A 20,872-nucleotide genomic window follows, 5' to 3' on the forward strand; every position below is an offset into this window, starting at 1 on the left:
ATTGGACGTCAGCATCCCCGATCCGCGAGGAGTAATCATGACCGATCCGTCCGACAAGGTGACCGCGGCCTTCGACACCGCCAAGGCCAAGATCAACGAGCTCGCCGAGAGCGGCAAGGTCCAGGAGGCGCTGGGTACCGCGCGCGACAAGATCGACGAGTTCGTCGAGAGCAAGCAGGTCCAGGATGCGCTGGACACCGCCAAGGACAAGCTCAACGATCTCGCCGAGAACGAGAAGGTCCAAGAGGCGTTCAGTACCGCCAAGGACAAGATCAACGAGGTGTCCCAGAAGTTCAACAGCCGCTGACAGGTCACTGACCTGCGGTCATGCAGCTCAGTGCACACCTGTGGCACGGTGGGATGCGGGAGTCCGCTCCCCAGGCGGCGCCAGTGTCGAGCAGCCGGCGCGTCGGTCGTCGCCGAGTTCTTCCACATCGGACGGCACCCGGCCGCGCCGAACCTCACCGAGGAGGCTTCATGGGAACCACGGACGACGCCAAGAACAAGGCCGAAGAGCTCAAGGGTCGCGGCAAGGAAGCTGCCGGCAGCCTCACCGACGATCAGGACCTCAAGAACGAGGGCAAGGGCGACCAGGCGCAGGCCGAGGGCAAGCAGAAGATCACCGACGCCGCCGACGCCGTCAAGGGCAAGATCGACGACGTCAAGGACAAGCTGACCGGCCACTAGGCCCCCTGCTCCCTGAGGTGCGAGGAGCGATAGCGACAAGCCTCGAAGGGGCCTGCCGAGACGAGTTGCGAGGACCCTTCGTGACGCTCGCAAGCTCGCTCCTCAGGGGGCGGGGGTGGGCCTGAGCAGCCGATTTAAGTCTGACCGCGGGTCTGCGGTACAGTCTTCGGCGGTGGCGTGTCCGAGCGGCCGAAGGTGCAGCACTCGAAATGCTGTGTGCGGTAACCCCGTACCGAGGGTTCAAATCCCTCCGCCACCGCCAGAAATGGCCCCCCATCCTCACGGGTGGGGGGCCATTTCGCATCTCTGGGAGCGGTGGTCGGTCAGCCCATGCTGAACGGCTTTCCGTACACGGCGATCGACTGCGACACGTTGTCGGTGGTGATGCTCACCTTGGCGTACGACCGGGCCTGCGCGTAACCGGCGCAGCCGTTCACCATCATGGTCTCGTTGGTGTACGCCAGTGTGCCCTTGCCGCCGGAGAAGCTGATCGACGACGAGTGGCCGGCCGCACCGAACGCGTCTTTGTACTCACGGTCGTTGATGACGTAGTTGACCGCTTGGCCGGGCCCGATGGTCACGCCGGCGCCGGTCTCGGCCGTCGTGGTCGCGCTCTGGAGGTCGAAGTTGGGTGCGGTCGCGCCGGCCCTGCTGTTCGAGTTGCCGCCCAGTGTCAGCTGGCAGCCGGCGATGTAGCCGGCGCCGACACCGATCTTCGCGGCCGGGTCGGACGTGGTCACCACATACTTGCCGGACACCCAGGCGTTGCGGTGCAGGGGCGTGGCGCCCATCGACGGGGTGATCCGCGCGGACTCTTTGCTGCGCGTGATGGTCACCGTCGTACCGTCTTTCAACTTCTTCGTGACGGATTGCCCGGGGAGTTGGACGGTGGTGTCGGCGTGTGCGGGTGCGGCATCGAGGACGGGTATCAGTGCCGCGCAGGCGACTGCGGTCGTGGACGCGATGATCCGGGTGCGCGTGGCGCGGCGCTTGGTGACGGTCATGGGAGCTCCGATTCGGCGGGTCATGGTGGTGGACAACGGGTTCGCGGTCAGCCGATGGAGAACGGCTTGCCGTAGAGGTTCACCTTCTGGTGCACCTCGCCGGTGGTCTCGATCGTGGTGAATGCTCGTGCCTGGGCGTATCCGCCGCAGTTCTGCACGTCGATCTGCGCGTCGTCGTAACCGAGGTGGTAAGTACCGGCCTTCTCGATGTTCTTGGTGTTCAACACCACGAACGTGACGTCGCCGGCGGCCAGCGGGACGGTCAGGGTCCCCGACAGGGAGGGTGCGGTCGGGGTCAACGATCCGGACAGACCGCCCTGCAGGCCCTTGATGTTCACCTGGCACCCGATGATGTAGCCGGTGGACAGGGTGGCCGCGGCGCCGTTCGTGGCGGTTCCGTTGCTTCCGGGCAGGGTGGTCTCGCCGGCCGCGCCGACGCTCGGTCCTGCCTTCGCCGGTTTGAGATTCGGTGCGTACAAGGTGATCTGGCCGCTGACCCAGGTGGTTCTGGACACGCCGTTGGCAGCCATCGACGTCGAGACCCGCGCGCTCTCCTCGGATCGGACGATCTGGACGCCCTCACCTTTCGCGGTGCCGCCCGGAAGCCGGACGAATGTGTCTGCGCCCGCCGACGCGGCGCCGGCGAGCAGCGCGGCAGTCACCGATCCGCCGATGAGTGCGGACAGTCCGACGGCCCGCAGGGTTCGTTGTGTCATCTCGTGCTCTCCTCGTGTCATCAACCCGTTCGGAAACGGGGTGTCGCATGAACGTCGGGACTCATCGCAGGGGGAGACCCGACAGCTGCGGCAGGGTGGGATCGTAGGTGAACGTACCCTAAACTCGATATGAGTGAAAAACTATGTAGGGGGTTGACACCGACCCGCTTGGTAAAGGTAGCCTAACCTCTGCAAGGTGAGGGTCTCATGCCGGTGCGAGACGGTGGAGTCGCCCGCGAGTTCCACGAGTTCGGCTGCACGGCAGACGAACTCGCTACGCATACGGGGATGTGTGAGTCAGACGTCGGCTTCATGTTCGCTGCTGAGCGGCGCCCACGACACCCATGGCTCGCTGCCCGCGGTGCGCACCGGTGACGCCGTCATCGACTTCGAACGGTTCTACGAGTCCGTGGAATGGATGGCCGAGCAACTGGTCTCCTGCGGGGTCCGCGCGGGCAGTCGGGTGGGTCTCGTGATCCGCACCGGCTGGGAGTTCGTGCTCGCCTGGTATTCCTTGCTGGAGGTCGACGCCGTCACGGTTCCGATCGTCCTCGGCCCAGCGAACGAACCGGCACATTCGTGCGAGATCGGTTTCGTGCTCGCTCATGTCGATCAATGCACCGAGGTCGAGGATCTGGTCGAAGCCGCCGTGCCCCGGAGCCACTGTCGTCAGATGTACCGCGTCGGCGACGAGTTCGTCCTCGCTGCACTCCGGACGGCGGACATGCTCCGGAACGAGGGCGGCCTCGTCGACCTCGGACACGAACCACAAGCCGCCACCGGCCAACTCATCGCCGAAGCGGAGCGGATGGTGGCGGACGTCGGGCTGCGTCGTGGCGAGTATGTGTCTTTCGAAGGCGATCTCGGTACTCGCGACACCATGGTCCGGATCCTCGCCTGCGCGTCGGCCGGCGCATGCGTCGCGGTCGACGCCCCGTACGGCGAGCCCCACTGGGGTGCCCCGAGCACTCGCTGACCGATGCCCGACGCTCAGCGCAGTGTGGCCGCGACCCGGTCCGCGAGGTCGGTCTCGCGACGCCTGCCGAGGAGCTCGACGACGTCGTTGATTCCGGATTGCGGTGGCAACCACAGTGATTCGGCGAGCACCTGGAGGAGTCGGGTTCTGGTGAGCCGGGCCGGCTGCCGCCCGATCCGGGTCAGGATGTCCGCGGCGGACGACGCGGTTGCCTGCTCGGCCCGTCGAACGGTGAAGGTGTGCGGCCCGAAGTCGAGGAACACGGGCGTACCCGGTTCCAGTTCGAGCTCATCGATGAACCGCTTGATCGAGCCGGATCGTGCCTGAACCGATGCCCACGTGAAAGCCTGTGTGCCCAGCGCGGTCTCGAGTGTGACCGGTGAACCCGGGCCGATGCCGAGAAGTCCGGCGAGAGCGCTGGGTATGTTGAAACCCGTTCCGCGACACTGCGCGGGAGTTATCGTCGTCGCCCAATGCACGACGTCGTCTTCGCGGTACAGTCCGCGCGTCCGTCCCGGCGTCCGCCGCGGCCGATGTGGTCGTTCGCGTCGGGTGACGATGCCGTCGCGGATCTGGAATTCGCCGGCACCGGCATACGAACGGATTGTGGCCTCGCTGACGTCGTGACGACCGCGGATCGTCGCGATGACGTCGTCGAGGGGCACGGCCCCGTCGCGGTCAGAGAGAATCGCATCGATCTGCAGATGGACCGGCTCGTATCGTGGAAGGCCCCATTTGGCAAGGCCGTAGCGGGTGCGGTCGGTTCTGACGATACGCACGTCCGAGGCGAGCGCGTTTCGAATACTGTTGTGGGCACGCGGGATCGCCGAAGTCGCGTCGATGATGTCGTCGAAGGTCAACGGCGCGCCGCGGATCGAGAGCGCTGCGACGACGATCTCGCCCGTCGTCGACCGGGCGGCGATCGCGTGGCCGTCGAGTAGTTCGTATCCCGCCCGCAGTAGCCACCGTGCGGCCGAATCTCCGGACAGGCCCAGGTGATCCGCGATGGTGATGACCGAAGCCGCCTCGCCGGGGCGCGCCGCCGCCTCGACCGCCGACTTCGTGAACTCGGCGACCGAGCGCAGGCTGCCCCGGATGATCCAGTTCTCGCTCGTGCGCAGACCCGACGCCGCGGCCACCACCCGCCAGCACGGGGCCTCGACGCCGCCCACCGGAGTCCCGGCGAGCGTCGAGTCGGCCATGAGCGCAGCGGCGTCCGCGACCGGAGCGGCCCGGCGGTTGATCATCGCCGACAGGTCGGCGAGGGCCGGGTCCGCCTCGATCAACGAGCGCAGGCGGTGTCGTGTGGAGCGATCGATCTGGGTGACTCGCTCGCGGGACAACCCGAGAAGGTCGGCGACCTCCGACTGGGTGCGAGGGCTGGCAGCGTAGACGCGCTCGGTCAGCACCCGCCGCTCCTGGTCGGACAGTCCGGCGTCGAAGGCGGCGACCGCGTCGAGCGCGCGTCCGTCGTCCGGCGACCGTCTCGACGGTAAGGGTCCGTTGGCGTGCGCGGTCATGGATGGTGCTTCCTCGGCGGTCGGGTGACGTCGTGCAACGGTGGCCCGCCCAGGGTTCGCCGAACGCTCGCGAGGGCCTGCGCAGAGCACCTCACACGCTACCGGGACCCCGCGCACGCAGAGCTCGACCGGACCGACGACGTCCGGTGTCGGATTGTCCCCCGAGCACAAAGGTCTCGAGGAAGTCTGGCCTCCGCGACCGTTTCGGTTCGGCTCCCGCTTTCATAGTGTTCTGGATCACATCAACCACGACGATCTCGGAGGCAAGCCCGGTGACCAGCACCTACTTCGCATGGGACCTGACCCATCGCGCCGACGCCCCGTGTGTTCGCGATGACGTGGTCGCCCTCGACTACGCCGGATTTGCGCGTCGCGTCGAGGGTGTCGCCGAACAACTGGGCCGTGCTGGCGTTCGACCCGGGGACGTCGTGGCGACCTTTCTGCCCAACCGGATCGAACTGCTGGTCACGTTGATGGCGGCATGGCGGATCGGCGCGGTCGCCACTCCGGTCAACCCGGCATTCACCCCGGAGGAAGCCGAGTACCAGCTGGCGGATTCGGGAGCACGGGTCGTCATCGGGACCCGCGCAGCAGAACTGAGGTCCGACCGTGCCCGGTTCGACGTGGAGGAACTGGCGACGGCGCCGAGCGCGGACTGGCGGGGCTCACTGTCACCGGCCGCCGGCGACGACGCATTGCTGATCTACACCTCCGGCTCCACCGGCAGACCCAAGGGTGTCCGACTGTCGCACGACAATCTGCACTACATGGCGTCGACCATGGTCACGCATTTCGGTCTCACCGCGGCCGACCATGCCCTCCTGGTGCTGCCGCTGTTCCACGTGAACGCCATCTGCGTGAGCTTCCTGGCGCCGATGCTCGCGGGCGGGCAGCTGAGCATCACCGGGAGATTCTCCTCGTCACGGTTCTTCGACGACGTCGCACGGCTCACCCCGACATACTTCTCCGCCGTACCGACCATCTACGCGCTCCTCGTGTCGCAGGACGGTCTGACAGCTGGGGCCACCGGGTCTCTCCGGTTCGCGGTCTGCGGGGCCGCCCCGATCTCGAGAGAACTGCTCGACCGGGTCGAGGGCGCCTTCGGGATACCTGTCGTCGAGGGTTACGGCCTGACCGAGGGCACCTGTGCGTCGGCCTGCAATCCGGTCGTCGGAGTACGCAAACTCGGGACGGTGGGCCCGGCGCTTCCGGGGCAGCGGATCTCCATCGTCGACGAACAGGGCACGGAGGTGCCCACCGGCGAGATCGGTGAAGTCGTCATCAGCGGGCCGAATGTCATGCGCGGCTACCTGAACCGGCCGGAGGCGACCGCGTCGACTGTCATCAACGGCCGGCTGCACTCCGGGGATGTGGGCCGCCTCGACGAGGACGGCTACCTGACCCTGGTGGGCCGCATCAAGGACATGATCATCCGTGGCGGGGAGAACATCTACCCCAAGGAGATCGAGAACGCACTGGCGACGCATCCCGACGTGCTCGAGTGCGCGGTCGTGGGAGCACCGGACGAACTCTACGGCGAGTTGCCCGTCGCGTTCGTCGTCGCCTACCCACACCGTGCGGTCGATGCGGGAAAGCTGGCTGACCACCTCGCCGGACGGCTGGCGAAGATCAAGCAGCCGAGCACAATCCACGTCGTCGACCAACTGCCGCGCAATCCGGTCGGGAAGATCGACAAACCGGCGCTGCGTTCCGGTCTCCACAGTCCGCAGCCCATCTGATCCCCCGATTCGGCCCGATTTCGACGTCCCACGGCGGACGCCGAGCCGATGACCCGCGCGCCGAGACCGGCGATGCCGGTCCCACACCCAACCCACCCACACCTCAACCGACCCATTCACACGACAAGGAGTGCGCACCAATGGGACTCACCCAACCAGACTTTCCCCAAGTGGACCCGGAGACATTCCTCCAGCGGCCGTTCTTCGATCGGATCCGCGTGCTGGGAGCCCACTGGGCCGATCACGGCTTCGGCACGCCGAAGATGGTTCATCTGATCTATCTGATGAAAGTCTTCGTCTTCTACGGCGGTGTCGGGATCGTCCTCGCGACGCTGACGTCCGGACTCAACCCGCTGCACGTGACCGAGTGGTGGAACCAGCCGATCGTCTATCAGAAGCTGGTCTTGTGGACCGTGCTGGTGGAGGTCCTGGGCATCGGAGGGTCGTGGGGGCCGCTGGCCGGACATTTCAAACCGATGACCGGCGGCTTCCTGTACTGGCTGCGGCCACAGACGATCCGGCTTCCACCGTGGCCCGGCAAGGTGCCCTTCACCAAGGGTGACTCCCGCACCGCGTTCGACATCGCGGTCTACGCGCTCATTCTCGCGAATCTTGCTGTCGCGATAGCGCTCCCGGGTATCGCGTCGAACTCGCTTGACTCGGTGGTGGCCGACAACCAGGGATTGGTGAACCCCGTTCTGATGTACCCGCTCATCGCGCTGTTCGTGGTGATCGGCCTGCGGGACAAGGTCATCTTCATCGCGGCTCGCTCCGAGCAGTATCTCCCGGCGATGATCTTCTTCGGCGTCCTCCCGTTCGTCGACATGATCCTGGCGCTCAAACTGCTCATCGTGTCGGTGTGGGTCGGTGCCGGGATCTCCAAGCTGGGACATCATTTCTCGATGGTGATCCCGCCGATGCTGTCGAACACCCCGTGGTTGCCGAGCAAGAAGATCAAGCGGGCGCACTATCGCGACTTCCCCGAGGACATGCGGCCGTCGAAGCTGGCTGGCGGCGTCGGGCACGTCCTGGGCACCATCGTCGAGGTCGTCACCCCGCTGGTCTTGCTGTTCTCGACGAGCAAGTCGCTCACCGTGGCGGCGGTCGTCCTCATGGTGTGCTTCCACTTCTTCATCCTGTCGACGTTCCCACTGGCCGTTCCGCTCGAATGGAACCTGCTCTTCGCGTACGCCTCGGTGTTCCTGTTCCTCGGATTCCCGGCCTGGGACGGTTACGCGCTGACCGACACGTCGATGCCGTGGGCGATGGTGCTGATCGCCGCGGCGCTCTGCTTCTTCCCCGTGCTCGGCAACCTCCGTCCGGACCTGGTCTCGTTCCTCCCGTCGATGCGCCAGTACGCGGGGAACTGGGCGTCGGCCACGTGGGCTTTCGCGCCCGGTGCCGAGGAGAAGCTCGACCAGCACATCGTGCGGCCCGCGAAGAACACCCGCACCCAGCTCCTCGCTTCGTACCCGGCCGAGGTGGCCGATGTCGTGATGCACCAGCTGCTGGCCTGGCGTTCGATGCACAGCCAGGGGCGCGCGCTGTACTCGCTGATGATCCGTCATCTCGGGTCCGATATCGACACCTACACGCTGAGGGAGGCGGAGTTCTCGTGTAACTCGTTGGTGGCCTTCAACTTCGGTGACGGGCATCTCCATGACGAGCGGCTCATCGCGGCGCTGCAGAAGCGGTGCGGCTTCGCGCCGGGCGAGTTCACGGTGGTCTGGATCGAGTCCCAGCCGATTCACCGGGGCACGCAGCGGTTCAAGGTGATCGATGCGGCGCTGGGCGTCATCGAGACCGGGACCTACCGGGTGGTCGACGCGGTGAACGAGCAACCGTGGCTGCCCAACGGGCCCATCCCGTTCCAGGTCGACTGGACTCTCGACGTTGACGCTCGCCGCGCCGTCACCGATCCTGAGGTGGTGCATGAACCGAAGATGCGCTCCGATGACCGCAGCGCGACAACGGTCCGGCTGACCGATCAGGCGCCGCAGTGACCACAGCTGTCGTGGTCGGCGGCGGGCCCAACGGGCTCGCCGCCGCTCTGCACCTGGCGCGCAACGGTGTCGACGTGCAGGTCCTGGAGGCGGCCGAGGTCGTCGGTGGTGGGGCCCGGTCGGGCGAACTGACGGTCCCGGGCGTCATCCACGACCACTGTTCGGCCTTCCATCCGCTGGGCGTGGGATCGCCGTTCTGGGCGGAGGTCGGTCTCGAGCGGTACGGGCTGGCGTGGAAGTGGCCCGACGCCGACTGCGCGCACCCTCTCGATTCCGGCGACGCCGGATTGCTGTTCCGGTCGATCGGTGCCACGGCGGCGGGACTGGGCGCCGACGGATCGCGCTGGCAGGCGATGTTCGGTGATCTGGCCGAGCATTTCGACGATCTCGGCGACGATCTGCTCCGCCCGGTCGTGCACGTGCCCGGTCACCCGATTCGCCTCGCATCGTTCGGCCCGCGAGCCATCCTGCCTGCCACCGTGCTCGCGCGCTGGTTCCGTACCGAGCGTGCCCGTGCGCTGTACGGCGGGATCGCGGCACACCTGTTCTCCCGGTTGGACCGTCCGCTCACCGCGTCACTCGGGCTCATGATCGCAGCGAGCGGGCATCGTTACGGATGGCCGGTGGCCGAGGGCGGTTCGGGAGCGATCACCGCGGCGATCGTCGGCGCACTGCGGGATTCGGGCGGCAAGATCGAGACCGGTGTCCGGGTGAGCTCGCGTGCCGACCTGCCGCGGGCGGACATCACGCTGCTCGACCTGTCCCCGGCGCAGGTGCTCTCGATCTTCGGCGACGAGATGCCGGCTCGAATTCGCCGCTCGTACCGGCGTTATCGAATCGGGTCGTCGGCCTACAAGGTCGACTTCGCGATCGACGGGGACATCCCGTGGTCGAATCCGGACTGCCTGCGCGCCGGGACAGTGCACCTCGGCGGGAGTTTCGCGGAGATCGCCCACACCGAGCGACAGCGCGCGGCCGGTGTGATGGTCCCACGGCCGTTCGTCCTGCTCGGTCAGCAGTACATCGCCGATCCCGGTCGCAGTGCGGGCGGGGTCAATCCGATCTACGCGTACGCGCATGTCCCTCGAGGTTTCGACGGAGATGCCACCGAGCAGATCGTCGCGCAGATCGAGAGATTCGCACCGGGATTCCGTGATCGGATCGTGGCGACGGTCAGCACGGGTACCGAACAGCTCCACTCGTCGAACGCCAACTTCGCGGGTGGGGACATCATCGGCGGAGCGAACGACGGCCTGCAGATGGTCCTGCGACCCCGTGCCGCGCTCGATCCGTACGCGATCGGCGTACCGGGCGTGTACATCTGCTCTCAAGCGAGTCCACCCGGTGCCGGTATCCACGGGTTGTGCGGATACCACGCCGCCGAGTCGGCGTTGCGGTACGCACGGTCGCGACGATGACCGCGTCGCGACCGTCGCGTGCGCTGTGGACGGCGGGGGACGCCGCGCGCGACCGGTTGGCCGGAGTGCCCGCGGCGGCCGGGTCCGAGCTGCTCGAGCAGGCGGCCATGATCGCGAAGACTCTGCACGAGAACGTGTCCGACATCGTCACCGAGTTGAGCGCCATGATGGCCCGGGAGATCGATCAGCTCGACACCGATCCCAAGCTCGTGGAGTTGCTCGAGGCGAGCGTGCACGGCAACGTCTCGACGATCATCCACGTCCTGGCGAACGACATTCCGATCGAACACCTGCAACCGACCACCGCCGCAGTGGAATACGCGCTGCGTCTGGCGCAACGGGACGTGCCGTCGAACTCGCTCGTGCGGGCCTACCATCTCGGGCAGAACAGCGTGATGCGTGAATGTTACCGACTGGTCGAGGATCTCGACCTCGACGCCGGACAGTCGATGGCGTTGACCCGGCACATCTCCGATGTGTTGTCCGGATACATCGACTGGATCTCCCTGTACGTGTTCGAGGCGTACGAAGACGAACGCCGACGGTGGCTCGGCGTCGAGGGCAACGTGCAATCAGCGGCCATCCACTCGTTCCTCGACGGCGCCGAATCCGATGAGCGGGCCTTCGAGTCCGAGACCGGTTACGCGCTCGACCGCAGGCACCTCGCGCTCATCCTGTGGTCATTCGACGACGAACCCCGCGAACTGGTCGCGCTCACCCACGCGGCCCGCGAACTCGGTACCCGGGTGGGCGGAGGCTCCCCGCCGATCGTCACCGCGATCGACCGGTCGACGGTCTGGGCCTGGATTCCACTGGTCGGACGGGACGTCACCGACGGTTCGTCGGTGACCGCGGTGCGCTCGACCGTGCCGGCGGGAATCCGAGTCGCGGTGGGCCTTCCCGCATCCGGGGCACGGGGTTTCCGGAGAACCCACGAGCAGGCACTCGCCGCCTACTCGGTGGCGACCATGCCGGGTGGTGCGGCGAGTCGGGTGATCGGATTCGGCGACCGAGGTGTGGCCGTGGTGTCCCTGCTGGCGCAGGACCTCGAGTCGACGCGGGCGTGGGTCCACGAGGTCCTCGGCGGACTCGCCGAGGACTCCCCGAACGCGAACATGCTGCGGGAGACGCTGTCGGTGTATTTCGCCACCAAGGAAAGCCACCTCCACACCGCTGAACGGCTCAACCTCCACCGCAACACGGTGAAGTATCGCGTCGGCAAGGCGCTCGCCGAGGTCCCGGCGGACCGCGACCGCCTGGATCTCGCTCTGGCGCTGACGGTGTGTGAATTCCTCGGGCCGGTGATCTTCGCGCACTGAGGGGCGTCCGATGTCGCGGTGTCAGATCCCGTCGTTCGACTTCTGGACGTCTCGGCGGGGTTGCCCGGTGATCTCGTCGATCTTCGCGCCGGTAGTGGGCGCGAAATGCGTGTCGTCGAACCGGGGTCTGCCGTCGACGCGCAGGTCATAGCGTCGGAGAATGTCTCGCACCGGGTCCTTCATCTCCGCGAAGACAAGGGTGATGCCGTGGCTACGGAGATAGTCGTCCAGTTCGACGAGTTCGTCGACAGCGGTGGCGTCGATGTCGACGATGGGCTCGGCGGCGAGGATCACGGTGTGCAGTTGCCGCCCGGCCGCCCTTGCGTCGCGGACCATGCCGCGGACGTAGTCGTCGAACATGCCGCCGTTGGCGAAGAACAGCGGCGCGTCGAACCGGATGATGAGGACGCCGTCGATGCGCTCGGCGTCGGGGTGACGGGTCACGTCGTGGTAGCCGCGCAGTCCCGGGACGCGGCCGAGCTCGGTCCGGTACGGACGCCACGCGAGGTTGACGAACGCGATGAACGACAGGCCGATTGCGACCAGGATGCCCTGCAGGACACCGATGAGCGCGACACCGAGGAAGGCGGCGATCGACAGGGCGCCCTCGACCCAGTTGGCGCGGAACAGCGTCACCACGCCGGAGATGTCGATCAGTGAGACGGCCGCGGCGATCACGACGGCCGCCAGGGCGGCCGACGGCAGGTAGGCGGTGACCCCCGGTGCGACGAAGATGAAGACGACGATCAACAGCGCCCCGACGACAGCGGCCAGTTGCGACTTGGCCCCGGCCTGTTCGGCGACCGGGGTCCGGGATGACGACGCCGAGATGGCGAAGCCGCTCAGGAAGCCGGTGGCGATGTTCGCGGTGCCGATGGCCGCCATCTCCTGGCTGCCGTTGACCTGGTCGCCCGCGCGCGCGGCGAAGGTCCGGGACAGCACGCTGGTGTCCGCGAACGCGATCAGCGCGATACCGACGGCCGGGCCGATCAGGCTGATGACGTCGTCGAGGGTCACGCCTTCCAGGGACGGCGACGGGAATCCGCGGGGCATCGCTCCGACGACCGGCATGTCATCGGACCAGCCGAAGACCGCGACTGCGATGATCGAGGCCACCACGGCGACCAGGACTCCCGGAATGGCTTTGCGCCAGAACTTGAGTGCGAAGATCAGGACCAGGCACGACACCCCGATGACCGTCGGCAGCAGTTCGGCCTCCCCGGACGCGACACCCTTGACGATGTTGATCGCCTCCTGGATGACCGGGTCACCGTCGACGCTGAAGCCCAGCAGCTTGGGCAGCTGGCTGAGCACGACGACAAGTGCGATGCCGTTGAGGTAGCCGATGCGTATCGGTTTGGACAGCAGGTCGGTGACGAAGCCGAGCCGGAGGAGGCCGCCGATCAGCAGGACCAGACCGACCTCGATGGCGAGCACGCCGGCCAAGGCGATGCGCTCGGCGTCGAACGCTGCGAGCGGAATGATCGACGCCGCGATGATCGGGGCGAGCGACGAGTCGGGGCCGAGGACCAAGATGCGGGACGGTCCGACGACGGCATAGACGAGCAGCGGTATGACCGTCGCGTAGAGACCGGTGACCGGTGGCAACCCGGCGACTTCGGCGTACCCCATGCCGGCGGGAATGAGCAACGCCGTCAGGACGATCCCGGCGACGATGTCACCCTTCAGCCATGACCGCTCGTAGCTGCGGAGCACTCCCAATCCGGGCAGGAATCGTGAGACCGCTTCCGGTTGCATCAGGCGATTATGAGCCCTGGCGGCGGTTTCGGCCTTTCATTGCCCAGTAGTTGTCGCGCCGTTTGCGATCATGTCAGGCGATGACCGCCCGGGAGACGTGTCGCGGGTCCGTTGTCCGCGGCGGGATCACGGGCGACAGGGCCAGGGCGATGGTGCCGGTGACCGTGAGGTGGGCGGGAGCTTCGGCGTGCAGGGTGCGACGATGCCGGGACAGGTCGACGACGGTGATGTCGACCATGGTCGCGCCCGCCAGATGAGTCCCCGGGAAAGCGACATCGAGCAGTGCGGAGTGGAGCGGGAGGGCGGCGTCGACATGGACGACGACGCGTTCCCGGGCGACGACCGCAGACGTGACCCGGGTGACCAGCGTCGGGAACCACACCCCGGTCGGGCACAGGGATTGGCAGACGGGCTCGCCGTCTGCGTCGAGGTAGAACGCGACCTTGCGGTGCAGCGATTCTGCGCGGAGGTACAGGTCGCCGGCGACGACGTCCGGTCCGACGGTGCGTAACGGTGTTCCCCACGTCGCGGTGTCAAACGATCTGGTCACGGTGACGCCTTTCAGAGAGGGCAGTATGTCGAACAAGGTCACCGCATCAGATCTACTCCGCATCATGTTGCTGCGGAACGCATCCGGGCGCTAAGAGTTCGTCAATTCGACTGCTGGCCGTCGAAGATATCGAGTGCGAAGTCGCGAGCCGCGTCGAGGGCTCCCGGCTCGACCCCCATCCCGGCGGTCACCAGCGCGCCCTCGTGGAGGATGAACAGTCGCTGTGCCAATGTGCGCGAGTTGGGCGCGCCGGCCTTCGTCGCGATCGAGGCGAAGAGGTCCCGTAGCTCGTGTTTCTGGCCGACGATGATCGAGAACGCGGGATGCCCGGGATCGCTGATCTCGGCGTGCGCGTTGATCATCGCGCACCCTTTGTGACCGCGGTCCTCCGACCAGTCCCGCGTGGCGTCGAAGATCGCGGCGAGTTGTGCGCTCGGCGACGCATCGGCGGCGTCCAGGCGGGACCGGAGGAACTCTTGCCAGGCGGCGTTGCGGGCACGCAGATACTCGACGACCAGTTGCTCCTTGGAGCCGAAGCGGTCGTAGAGCGTGCGTTTCGTGACGCCCGCGGCTGCCGCGATGGAGTCGACACCGACCGCGTGGATGCCGTGTTCGTAGAACAGTGCCGAGGCCGCGTCGAGGATGAGTCGGGCCTTGGGTGTCCACTCCACGGTCGAGAGTGTGGTCTCGGCAGTCACATGACAAAGACTACACCGATCGGTAAGGTCGTCGGCATGCGAACTTCACAGATCGGTATACCTGCGCGATGGGTGACAGTTGTCATGTCGGCGGTGTTCGTCGTCTGTTGGTCGTCGGGTTTCATCGGCGCGAAGCTGGGCGCGGGTGAGGCGCCGGTGCTCACGGTCCTCATGTGGCGATTCCTGGTGGTCGCGGTCGTACTCGGGGCCGCGGTGTACTTCCGGTGGCGTCGGCGTGGCCTCGCGCCGATGTCCGGGCGAGCGATCGGTTCCCAGGTCGCCATCGGTGCGCTCTCGCAAGCCGGCTACACGGTCACGGTGTACTGGGCGATCGCACTCGGCGTCAGTACCGGGACGACCGCACTGATCGACGGTGTCCAACCGCTCGTCGTCGCCGCACTGGCAGGTCCGTTGCTCGGGGCGGTCACCCACCGACGACAGTGGTGGGGGCTGCTCGTCGGGGCGGCCGGGGTTGTACTGGTCACCTGGTCGGACGCGACGTCATCCGCGGACGCGCCGTGGTGGGCGTACCTCGTCCCGCTGCTCGGTATGGCCGCGCTGGTTGCCGCCACCTTCCTCGAACGACGCGTCGTCGACCCGCCGTCACCCATGATCATCCTGGCGATCCACTGCGGCGTCTCCGCGGTGATCTTCACCGCGGCAGGCCTTCTCGCGGGGGTGGCGGTGCCACCGACCGACAGCACCTTCTGGCTGGCGATCGCCTGGCTGTCGATCCTGTCGACGCTCGGCGGTTACGGGCTGTACTGGATACTCCTACGACGGTCCGGCGTCACCTCGGTGAACACGCTGATGTTCCTGATGCCGCCCGTCACCGCGGTGTGGGGCACCGCGATGTACGGCGAACCCTTCGGCTGGGCAACGGCTCTCGGGCTTGCCATGGCCGGTGGCGCCACCTGGGTCGTGAATCGGGCGGAGTCGTCGACCGAGGTGCGTGACCGGCGCCGGGCTGCTGAAGCTGTGGGGGCATTGTGATCCGCCTGGCGGACCCAATCGCCCCGACTCACCCGGTGGGATCTGCCCGGCCGTCGTCGGCGCGCCAGGTCACCGTGACGGGAACCTGGTCGTCCCACGGCTGTCGCGTGACCAGGTCGGCAACGCGTACGTATCCGCGTTCGAACTCGCCGACGGCCGGGTCGACGAGGCGGTACTCCTGCGTCTGTCGGTGGATCGGTTGCGCGTCGAGCAGTACGATCCGGACCTCCCCGGGCTCGAAATGACAACGCCGCTGCAAGGATTCGATGAGCTGCTCGTTGGAGAGATGGCCGTCGCCGAAGTTCCAGCCCATCGCCGTGCTGCAGATTCGTTCGCCGTCGGTCAGTACATACTCCGACTCCGCAACGCCGTTCTCATCCGGCCCGCTCGCTCCGCTCCCGGCGCCGGCCATCGCTCGGTGCGCCAACGTGAACAGGGCCCGACCGTGACTGTTGAACGAGCGGAACGCATATCCCATGTAGAGCGGTATCTGGGCCGCTTCGGGGCTGCCGTAGAACCGTTCGAGCTGCGCGGCCGGCATCGACGCGATGGCGACGATGCCCTGTTCGATCTTCGCCGACGCGGACGGCTTGATGCACCACAGGCCGGTGTCCCAATTGCCGGCGTAGTAGCGCATGCCGGGCAGGAACGAGACCTTGCGCGGCATCAGGTTCCCGATGATCACCGTGCCGGCAGAAACTGCGAACAGCAGTAGCGGCCAGGGTGATCGGAGGTCGGCGAGTCCGATGTCGGGGTGACCCACGAAGATCGCCAGGATGCCGAACATCATGAAGACGTTCCACTCAAGCGGGACGCCCATCGGGATCGACGACAGGATGCCGAAATGGAAGATCAGCATGATCGTTGCCGCCACCGCGGTCACCCACCCGCCGTGGGAGAAGAACAGGACGAGCGGCACGAGTCCTTCGACCGCAGTGGAGAAGTGCGCGATCCATCGTGATCGACGGCCCGGCCGCAGGTCGTCGGGAAAGTCCTCGAAGAACTTCCGTTTGATCTTCGGGGAACGCCAGATCGGGTTGTTGGACATCATCGTCGCGATGACGAAGGGGAAGTGCTTGTTCAACTTCGACGTCGCTGCCCCGAGCCAGATGCAGAGGAAGACCAGCTTCGCGGCGACGATCATGTCGACCCCGCTGAAGAGGAACGCCACGGTGAACGCGCCGTAGACCTCACCGCGCGCCGCGAGGAAGACGGTCTTGTCACGCAGACCGATCGCCGCGAGCACACCCAGGACGGCCCAGATGTGCCAGCTGGGGAGGACTCCGACGGTCGTGTCCAGCTCCGGGATAGCGCCGGTACCCGGACTGAACAACGCTATGACCAGCAAGGCGAGTAGCGCGCCATAGAGGATGACGTCGACCGGGTTACGGGAATCGCCGGCAGTCAACGGAATCCGCGGCCATGGTGGCTGCCGGATGGTCTTCGGTCGCAACCAATACAGGATCGAACCGAGCGGCGGGAAGAACCGGTTGTTCAGCGGCCCGAACCCGCACCCGAGGCCCACGACCTCGAACAGCATCGTGTACAGCACGATCTTCTGGAAGACGATCGGCTCGTTGTACCAGTCGGCGACGTCGAAGAAGCCGTCGATCCCGGGTGTGCTGATCACGATGACCCAGCCGACAAGCACGTAGAGGAGGATCTTGCCCACATAGAACAGGTGCAGCGCCACCGGCGTCCCGAACCCGACCTCGGCCCAGTGCCGCGCCATCGGCTCGATCTTCTCCGCGCGCGTGCCCTGACTCCAGGTCGGGAAGTCGATCTCCGGCGTGGTCTGCTTCAGGAATCCCATTGACCGAGAACCTAACAAACCAAGTGCTTGCTTGGTGCTGATTCGGTGACGCTGTGGAGAAACGTGGATGACATCCGATGCGGTGCAGACGTTGGGTCCCGCCGCCGGCAGAATCGCCTAGCCTCGTCGTGTGGCAGCGTTCGATCAGTTATCGCCCGCGGAGTCGGGCCTGCTCGTGTATTTCGACGTCGCGACGATAGGCCGAGGTGCCGCATACGCACAGCAGGGGCGCGTAGCTCTCGACGACTGGGACCCGCTATTCATGTCGGCGACCGGGACCTGCGTCGGTTCGAGTGGCGAACTCTACTCACTCGAGATCGGGTTCGGTGACGGCGCCCGCGGATACGTGGTCGATGTCGCTGAATGCGACTGTCCGGTCGGTGCCAACTGCAAGCACGCCGTTGCTCTGGCGCTGGGGGTGATGCGTGCTGGGCTCATCGGTGCGTTGCCTCAACACGTTGGGCACGCGTCGGAGCCGTGGCGGGCTTTGCTGGGTGACCTTGTCGCCGGTGCCACCTCGAAAGAGCCGGGATCGGCTCCCATCGGTCTGCTCGTCGAGCTCGACGATCCCGAGTGGATGAGCCTGAAGACGGTGACATTGCGCCTGGTGACCCCCGGCAAGAAGGGCAACTGGGTACGCACGGGGATCACGTGGAGTTCCATCGAGCCGGGATATGTGACCGAGTACTACAGGTCCACCACCGACCATCCGGCTGAGCACTTCGACCCCGTTCACCTGGCACGAGTCCGTGCCGTCCACCTCTGCGCCGGGGACAAACACCTGTACGGGACCTCCCAGGTTCACCGATTGGACCAGGCGTCCGCCGAGATCTGGACCGCTCTACGGGCGGCGGTAGACGATGGTGTCGTACTGGTGGCGCATAAGTCGACGGGCGCCAAGAAAGTCGAGCTGCTTCCACCCGCGACGCCCGCGTTGACCGTTGATCGCGGCGACGAGGGTCTCGTGGTGTCGGGCGGTGTCGACTTCCCGACTGTCGGGCCGTCTGAGGACGACGCTCTGATGCTGTTCGGATCGGTGCCGCACGGAGCGAGCCTGGTACGAGGCGGCACGATGTTCCTGGCGCCGCTCGTCGACGACGGGTCGTCGAAAGCCCTCCGGGCACTGCTCGACGCCGGGACGGTCAGAATTCCCGACACCGACATCGCGGAGTTCGCCGACGAGGTCCTCCCCGACCTCGCCGGTCGGATGTCGGTGACCGTGGCCGATGGCGCAGTGACCCGACCGGAGATCACCGGTCCCGACGCGGCAGTCACGCTTCGGGTCGCCGACGATGGCGGCGCGCACCTCGAGTGGGGTGTCGTCTACCGCGTGAACGGGAGCAGACGATTCTTCCCGTCCGGGCAGAGCTCGGGGTTCGGTGACGACGTGGCCGAACGTCGCCTGTGGAAGCAACTCCGTGGTCACCTCGAAGCTGCGGCTCGGGTGTGTGATCGATGGCAGATCCAGGTGGCCGGGTTTCCGGAAAGCAAGTTCGCAGACGATCCGGAACTCGCCGAGATGACGCGCGACGAGGCTCTCGCATCGGCATCGATTGCGCTCCTGACCCGCCGTTACCGTTACTCGCCCGTCGACACTGCGCGGTTCGTCACCGAGGTCGCCCCGGAGCTGCGGGCTGACGGGATCGAGGTGGAGATCGTCGGCGAGCTCCCCGACTACCGTGCCGCCGAGGTCGTCCCCGAGATCGGTTTCGGTGCCGAACGGTCCGATGACAACGACTGGCTCGGCCTGTCGATCACCATCGAGGTCGACGGCGTCGCAGTGCCGCTGCACCAGGTGCTGACGGCGTTGTCGAACGGAGCGACACACATGCTGTTGCCCGACGGGGCCTATTTCGTGCTAGACACCCCGGAGCTGCAACGCCTGGCCGAACTGGTGGCCGAGGCCCGCGCACTGGGTGAACTCGACCGTGGGCGGGTCCGCCGGGATACGCACAACGCCACGTTGTGGGACGAGCTGCTCGAACTGGGGACGGTCGACGACGATCTTACGAAGTGGCGCGAGCAGTTGCGTCGTCTGGCCGCCGCGACACCGCCGGTGCCTTGTCCGGTGCCGACCGGGCTGCATGCGGACTTGCGTGACTATCAGAGGGCCGGCCTCGACTGGCTGAACTTCCTGTGGGAGAACAGAATCGGCGGAGTGCTGGCCGACGACATGGGGCTGGGCAAGACCCTCCAGTCCCTGGCATTGATCGCGAAGGTCATCGAGGAGGAACCGCAGGCTCGCTTTCTCGTTGTCGCACCGACCAGCGTGATCTCGAACTGGGCGGTCGAAGCGGAACGGTTCGTACCAGGTCTGAGGGTTGCAACGGTGACCGAGACGAGCGGACGGGCGAAGATCGCGTTCGCCGATCGTATTGCGGGAGCGCAACTGGTCGTCACCTCGTACGCGCTGATGCGCATCGGGATCGACGAGTTCACATCGGCCAGTTGGTCGGCCGTGTACTTCGACGAGGCACAGTTCGTCAAGAATCACGCGAGCAAAGCTCATCAGTGCGCTCGCCGTCTTGATGCCGAGGTCAAGATCGCGATCACCGGCACGCCACTGGAGAACAACCTGATGGAACTGTGGTCGCTGATGGCGTTGACCGTGCCGGGTCTGTTCCCGTCGGCGAAGACCTTCACGTCGTACTTCCGGAAGCCGATCGAAAGTGGCACGGAGCCCGGGCGGTTGGCGTTGCTACGACGACGGATTCGTCCGATCATGCTGCGGCGCACGAAGCACCAGGTCGCCACGGACCTGCCCGCCAAGCAGGAACAGGTGCTGTCGATCAGCCTGAACGCGAAGCACGACAAGCTGTATCAGACGCGCCTCACTCGGGAACGGCAGAGCGTGCTCGGCCTGCTCGACGACTTCGAAGCCAACCGGTTCCAGATCTTCCGATCGCTCACCATGCTCCGGCAACTGAGCCTGCACGCCGGGCTCGTCGACGAGAAGCACACCGACATGGACTCGGCCAAGATCGAGTTCCTCGTCGAGCAGATTCCCGAGCTCATCGCCGAAGGTCATTCCGCCCTGATCTTCAGCCAGTTCACCGGTTTCCTCCGATTGGTCGAACGCGCCCTCGACGATGCCGGAGTCGAATACAGCTACCTCGACGGATCGATGACCGCGCGTCGGCGCACTGCGGCGATCAAGCAGTTCACGAGCGGGGCGTCGAAGGTGTTCCTGATCAGTCTCAAGGCGGGCGGTTTCGGGCTGAACCTGACCGAGGCGGACTACTGCTTCGTGTGTGATCCGTGGTGGAACCCGGCGGCCGAGGCCCAGGCCGTGGACCGCGCCCATCGCATCGGTCAGACTCGTCCGGTCACGGTCTATCGCCTGGTGTCGGCGAACACGATCGAAGAGAAAGTGGTTGCGCTGCAACAACGTAAGCGCGACCTGTTCGACGCCGTCGTCGACGATGGTGACCTTTTCGGCGCCGCCATCGGCGCCGATGACATCCGCGAGTTGCTCGGCGGCTCGCCGGCCGGGTCTGACCCGAAGTGACTCACGGGCCTCGGCGACAGATGGACTTCATCTCGACCCATGAACGTCGGTCGGAGTCCATCACCCGAGTGTGAGTCCATTGGTCCGGACCACAGTGATGAAGGACTCCGTTGCGCCTCGCTGAGCTGCGCAGGAACCGACCTCAGTCGTCGTGAACCGTGGTCTACTGG

General features: G+C 66.3%; 16 protein-coding genes and 1 tRNA gene. 10 read left to right on the forward strand and 7 right to left on the reverse strand.

Features of this window, described 5'->3' with window-relative positions:
* The first annotated feature begins 37 nt into the window (after positions 1 to 37).
* From KB201_RS06305 to KB201_RS06315, 3 genes are all read left to right on the forward strand, one after another.
* A complete protein-coding gene (locus KB201_RS06305) occupies positions 38 to 307 on the forward strand; it encodes a hypothetical protein (protein WP_058250987.1) in 270 nt (89 codons plus the stop codon).
* Between the two features lie 170 nt (positions 308 to 477).
* Positions 478 to 687: a CsbD family protein gene (locus tag KB201_RS06310; protein WP_058250988.1), complete on the forward strand. Its 210-nt coding sequence runs from the start codon at positions 478 to 480 to the stop codon at positions 685 to 687.
* 171 nt (positions 688 to 858) lie between these two features.
* A tRNA-Ser gene (locus KB201_RS06315) sits at positions 859 to 949 on the forward strand.
* 61 nt (positions 950 to 1,010) lie between these two features.
* On the opposite strand, the gene KB201_RS06320 is transcribed toward KB201_RS06315, so the two are convergent.
* Together KB201_RS06320 and KB201_RS06325 are read right to left on the reverse strand one after the other, a co-directional pair.
* On the reverse strand, positions 1,011 to 1,691 hold the full coding sequence (locus KB201_RS06320; protein WP_068972622.1) for an MspA family porin: 681 nt from the start codon (positions 1,689 to 1,691) through the stop codon (positions 1,011 to 1,013).
* Between the two features lie 47 nt (positions 1,692 to 1,738).
* Positions 1,739 to 2,407: an MspA family porin gene (locus tag KB201_RS06325; RefSeq protein WP_068972621.1), complete on the reverse strand. Its 669-nt coding sequence runs from the start codon at positions 2,405 to 2,407 to the stop codon at positions 1,739 to 1,741.
* Positions 2,408 to 2,699: 292 nt separating this feature from the next.
* Between KB201_RS06325 and KB201_RS06330 the strand changes: the two genes are divergently transcribed.
* Positions 2,700 to 3,383 (forward strand): AMP-binding protein, encoded by a 684-nt coding sequence (locus KB201_RS06330; RefSeq protein ID WP_223259072.1) that lies wholly within the window; start codon positions 2,700 to 2,702, stop codon positions 3,381 to 3,383.
* 14 nt (positions 3,384 to 3,397) lie between these two features.
* Here the strand turns inward: KB201_RS06330 and KB201_RS06335 are convergent, their stop codons facing one another.
* Positions 3,398 to 4,903 (reverse strand): sigma factor-like helix-turn-helix DNA-binding protein, encoded by a 1,506-nt coding sequence (locus tag KB201_RS06335; RefSeq protein ID WP_078111843.1) that lies wholly within the window; start codon positions 4,901 to 4,903, stop codon positions 3,398 to 3,400.
* A gap of 272 nt (positions 4,904 to 5,175) precedes the next feature.
* Here KB201_RS06335 and KB201_RS06340 point away from each other — a divergent pair, with 272 nt between their 5' ends.
* From KB201_RS06340 to KB201_RS06355, 4 genes are all read left to right on the forward strand, one after another.
* Positions 5,176 to 6,642 carry a class I adenylate-forming enzyme family protein gene (locus tag KB201_RS06340; protein ID WP_058251137.1) on the forward strand — a complete coding sequence of 489 codons (1,467 nt, stop codon included), beginning with the start codon at positions 5,176 to 5,178 and terminating at the stop codon, positions 6,640 to 6,642.
* A gap of 140 nt (positions 6,643 to 6,782) precedes the next feature.
* Entirely contained in the window at positions 6,783 to 8,645 is a 1,863-nt protein-coding gene (locus KB201_RS06345) for a DUF3556 domain-containing protein (protein ID WP_058250993.1), read from the forward strand.
* A complete protein-coding gene (locus KB201_RS06350; RefSeq protein ID WP_058250994.1) occupies positions 8,642 to 10,063 on the forward strand; it encodes an NAD(P)/FAD-dependent oxidoreductase in 1,422 nt (473 codons plus the stop codon). Before KB201_RS06345 ends, KB201_RS06350 begins: the two co-directional genes overlap by 4 nt.
* Complete coding sequence (locus tag KB201_RS06355; RefSeq protein WP_058250995.1) at positions 10,060 to 11,382, forward strand: CdaR family transcriptional regulator; 1,323 nt, start codon at positions 10,060 to 10,062, stop codon at positions 11,380 to 11,382. Before KB201_RS06350 ends, KB201_RS06355 begins: the two co-directional genes overlap by 4 nt.
* 21 nt (positions 11,383 to 11,403) lie before the next feature.
* Here the strand turns inward: KB201_RS06355 and KB201_RS06360 are convergent, their stop codons facing one another.
* The 3 genes from KB201_RS06360 to KB201_RS06370 form a co-directional block, all read right to left on the reverse strand.
* A complete protein-coding gene (locus KB201_RS06360) occupies positions 11,404 to 13,140 on the reverse strand; it encodes a SulP family inorganic anion transporter (protein ID WP_211538661.1) in 1,737 nt (578 codons plus the stop codon).
* A gap of 73 nt (positions 13,141 to 13,213) precedes the next feature.
* Positions 13,214 to 13,690, reverse strand: a complete 477-nt coding sequence (locus KB201_RS06365) for a hypothetical protein (protein ID WP_307848047.1) — start codon at positions 13,688 to 13,690, stop codon at positions 13,214 to 13,216.
* Between the two features lie 101 nt (positions 13,691 to 13,791).
* Positions 13,792 to 14,388, reverse strand: a complete 597-nt coding sequence (locus KB201_RS06370; protein ID WP_307848048.1) for a helix-turn-helix domain-containing protein — start codon at positions 14,386 to 14,388, stop codon at positions 13,792 to 13,794.
* A 36-nt stretch (positions 14,389 to 14,424) separates the two neighbouring features.
* Here KB201_RS06370 and KB201_RS06375 point away from each other — a divergent pair, with 36 nt between their 5' ends.
* On the forward strand, positions 14,425 to 15,381 hold the full coding sequence (locus KB201_RS06375; RefSeq protein ID WP_211538663.1) for a DMT family transporter: 957 nt from the start codon (positions 14,425 to 14,427) through the stop codon (positions 15,379 to 15,381).
* Positions 15,382 to 15,409: 28 nt separating this feature from the next.
* Here KB201_RS06375 and KB201_RS06380 read toward each other — a convergent pair whose 3' ends face one another.
* Positions 15,410 to 17,194, reverse strand: coding sequence for a DUF3556 domain-containing protein (locus KB201_RS06380; protein WP_211538664.1), 1,785 nt, complete (start codon positions 17,192 to 17,194; stop codon positions 15,410 to 15,412).
* Between the two features lie 130 nt (positions 17,195 to 17,324).
* Here KB201_RS06380 and KB201_RS06385 point away from each other — a divergent pair, with 130 nt between their 5' ends.
* Positions 17,325 to 20,702 carry a DEAD/DEAH box helicase gene (locus tag KB201_RS06385; RefSeq protein ID WP_307848049.1) on the forward strand — a complete coding sequence of 1,126 codons (3,378 nt, stop codon included), beginning with the start codon at positions 17,325 to 17,327 and terminating at the stop codon, positions 20,700 to 20,702.
* The last annotated feature ends 170 nt before the right edge of the window (positions 20,703 to 20,872 follow it).

The organism is Gordonia sp. SCSIO 19800 (assembly GCF_018132775.1).
Lineage (GTDB): Bacteria > Actinomycetota > Actinomycetes > Mycobacteriales > Mycobacteriaceae > Gordonia > Gordonia hongkongensis.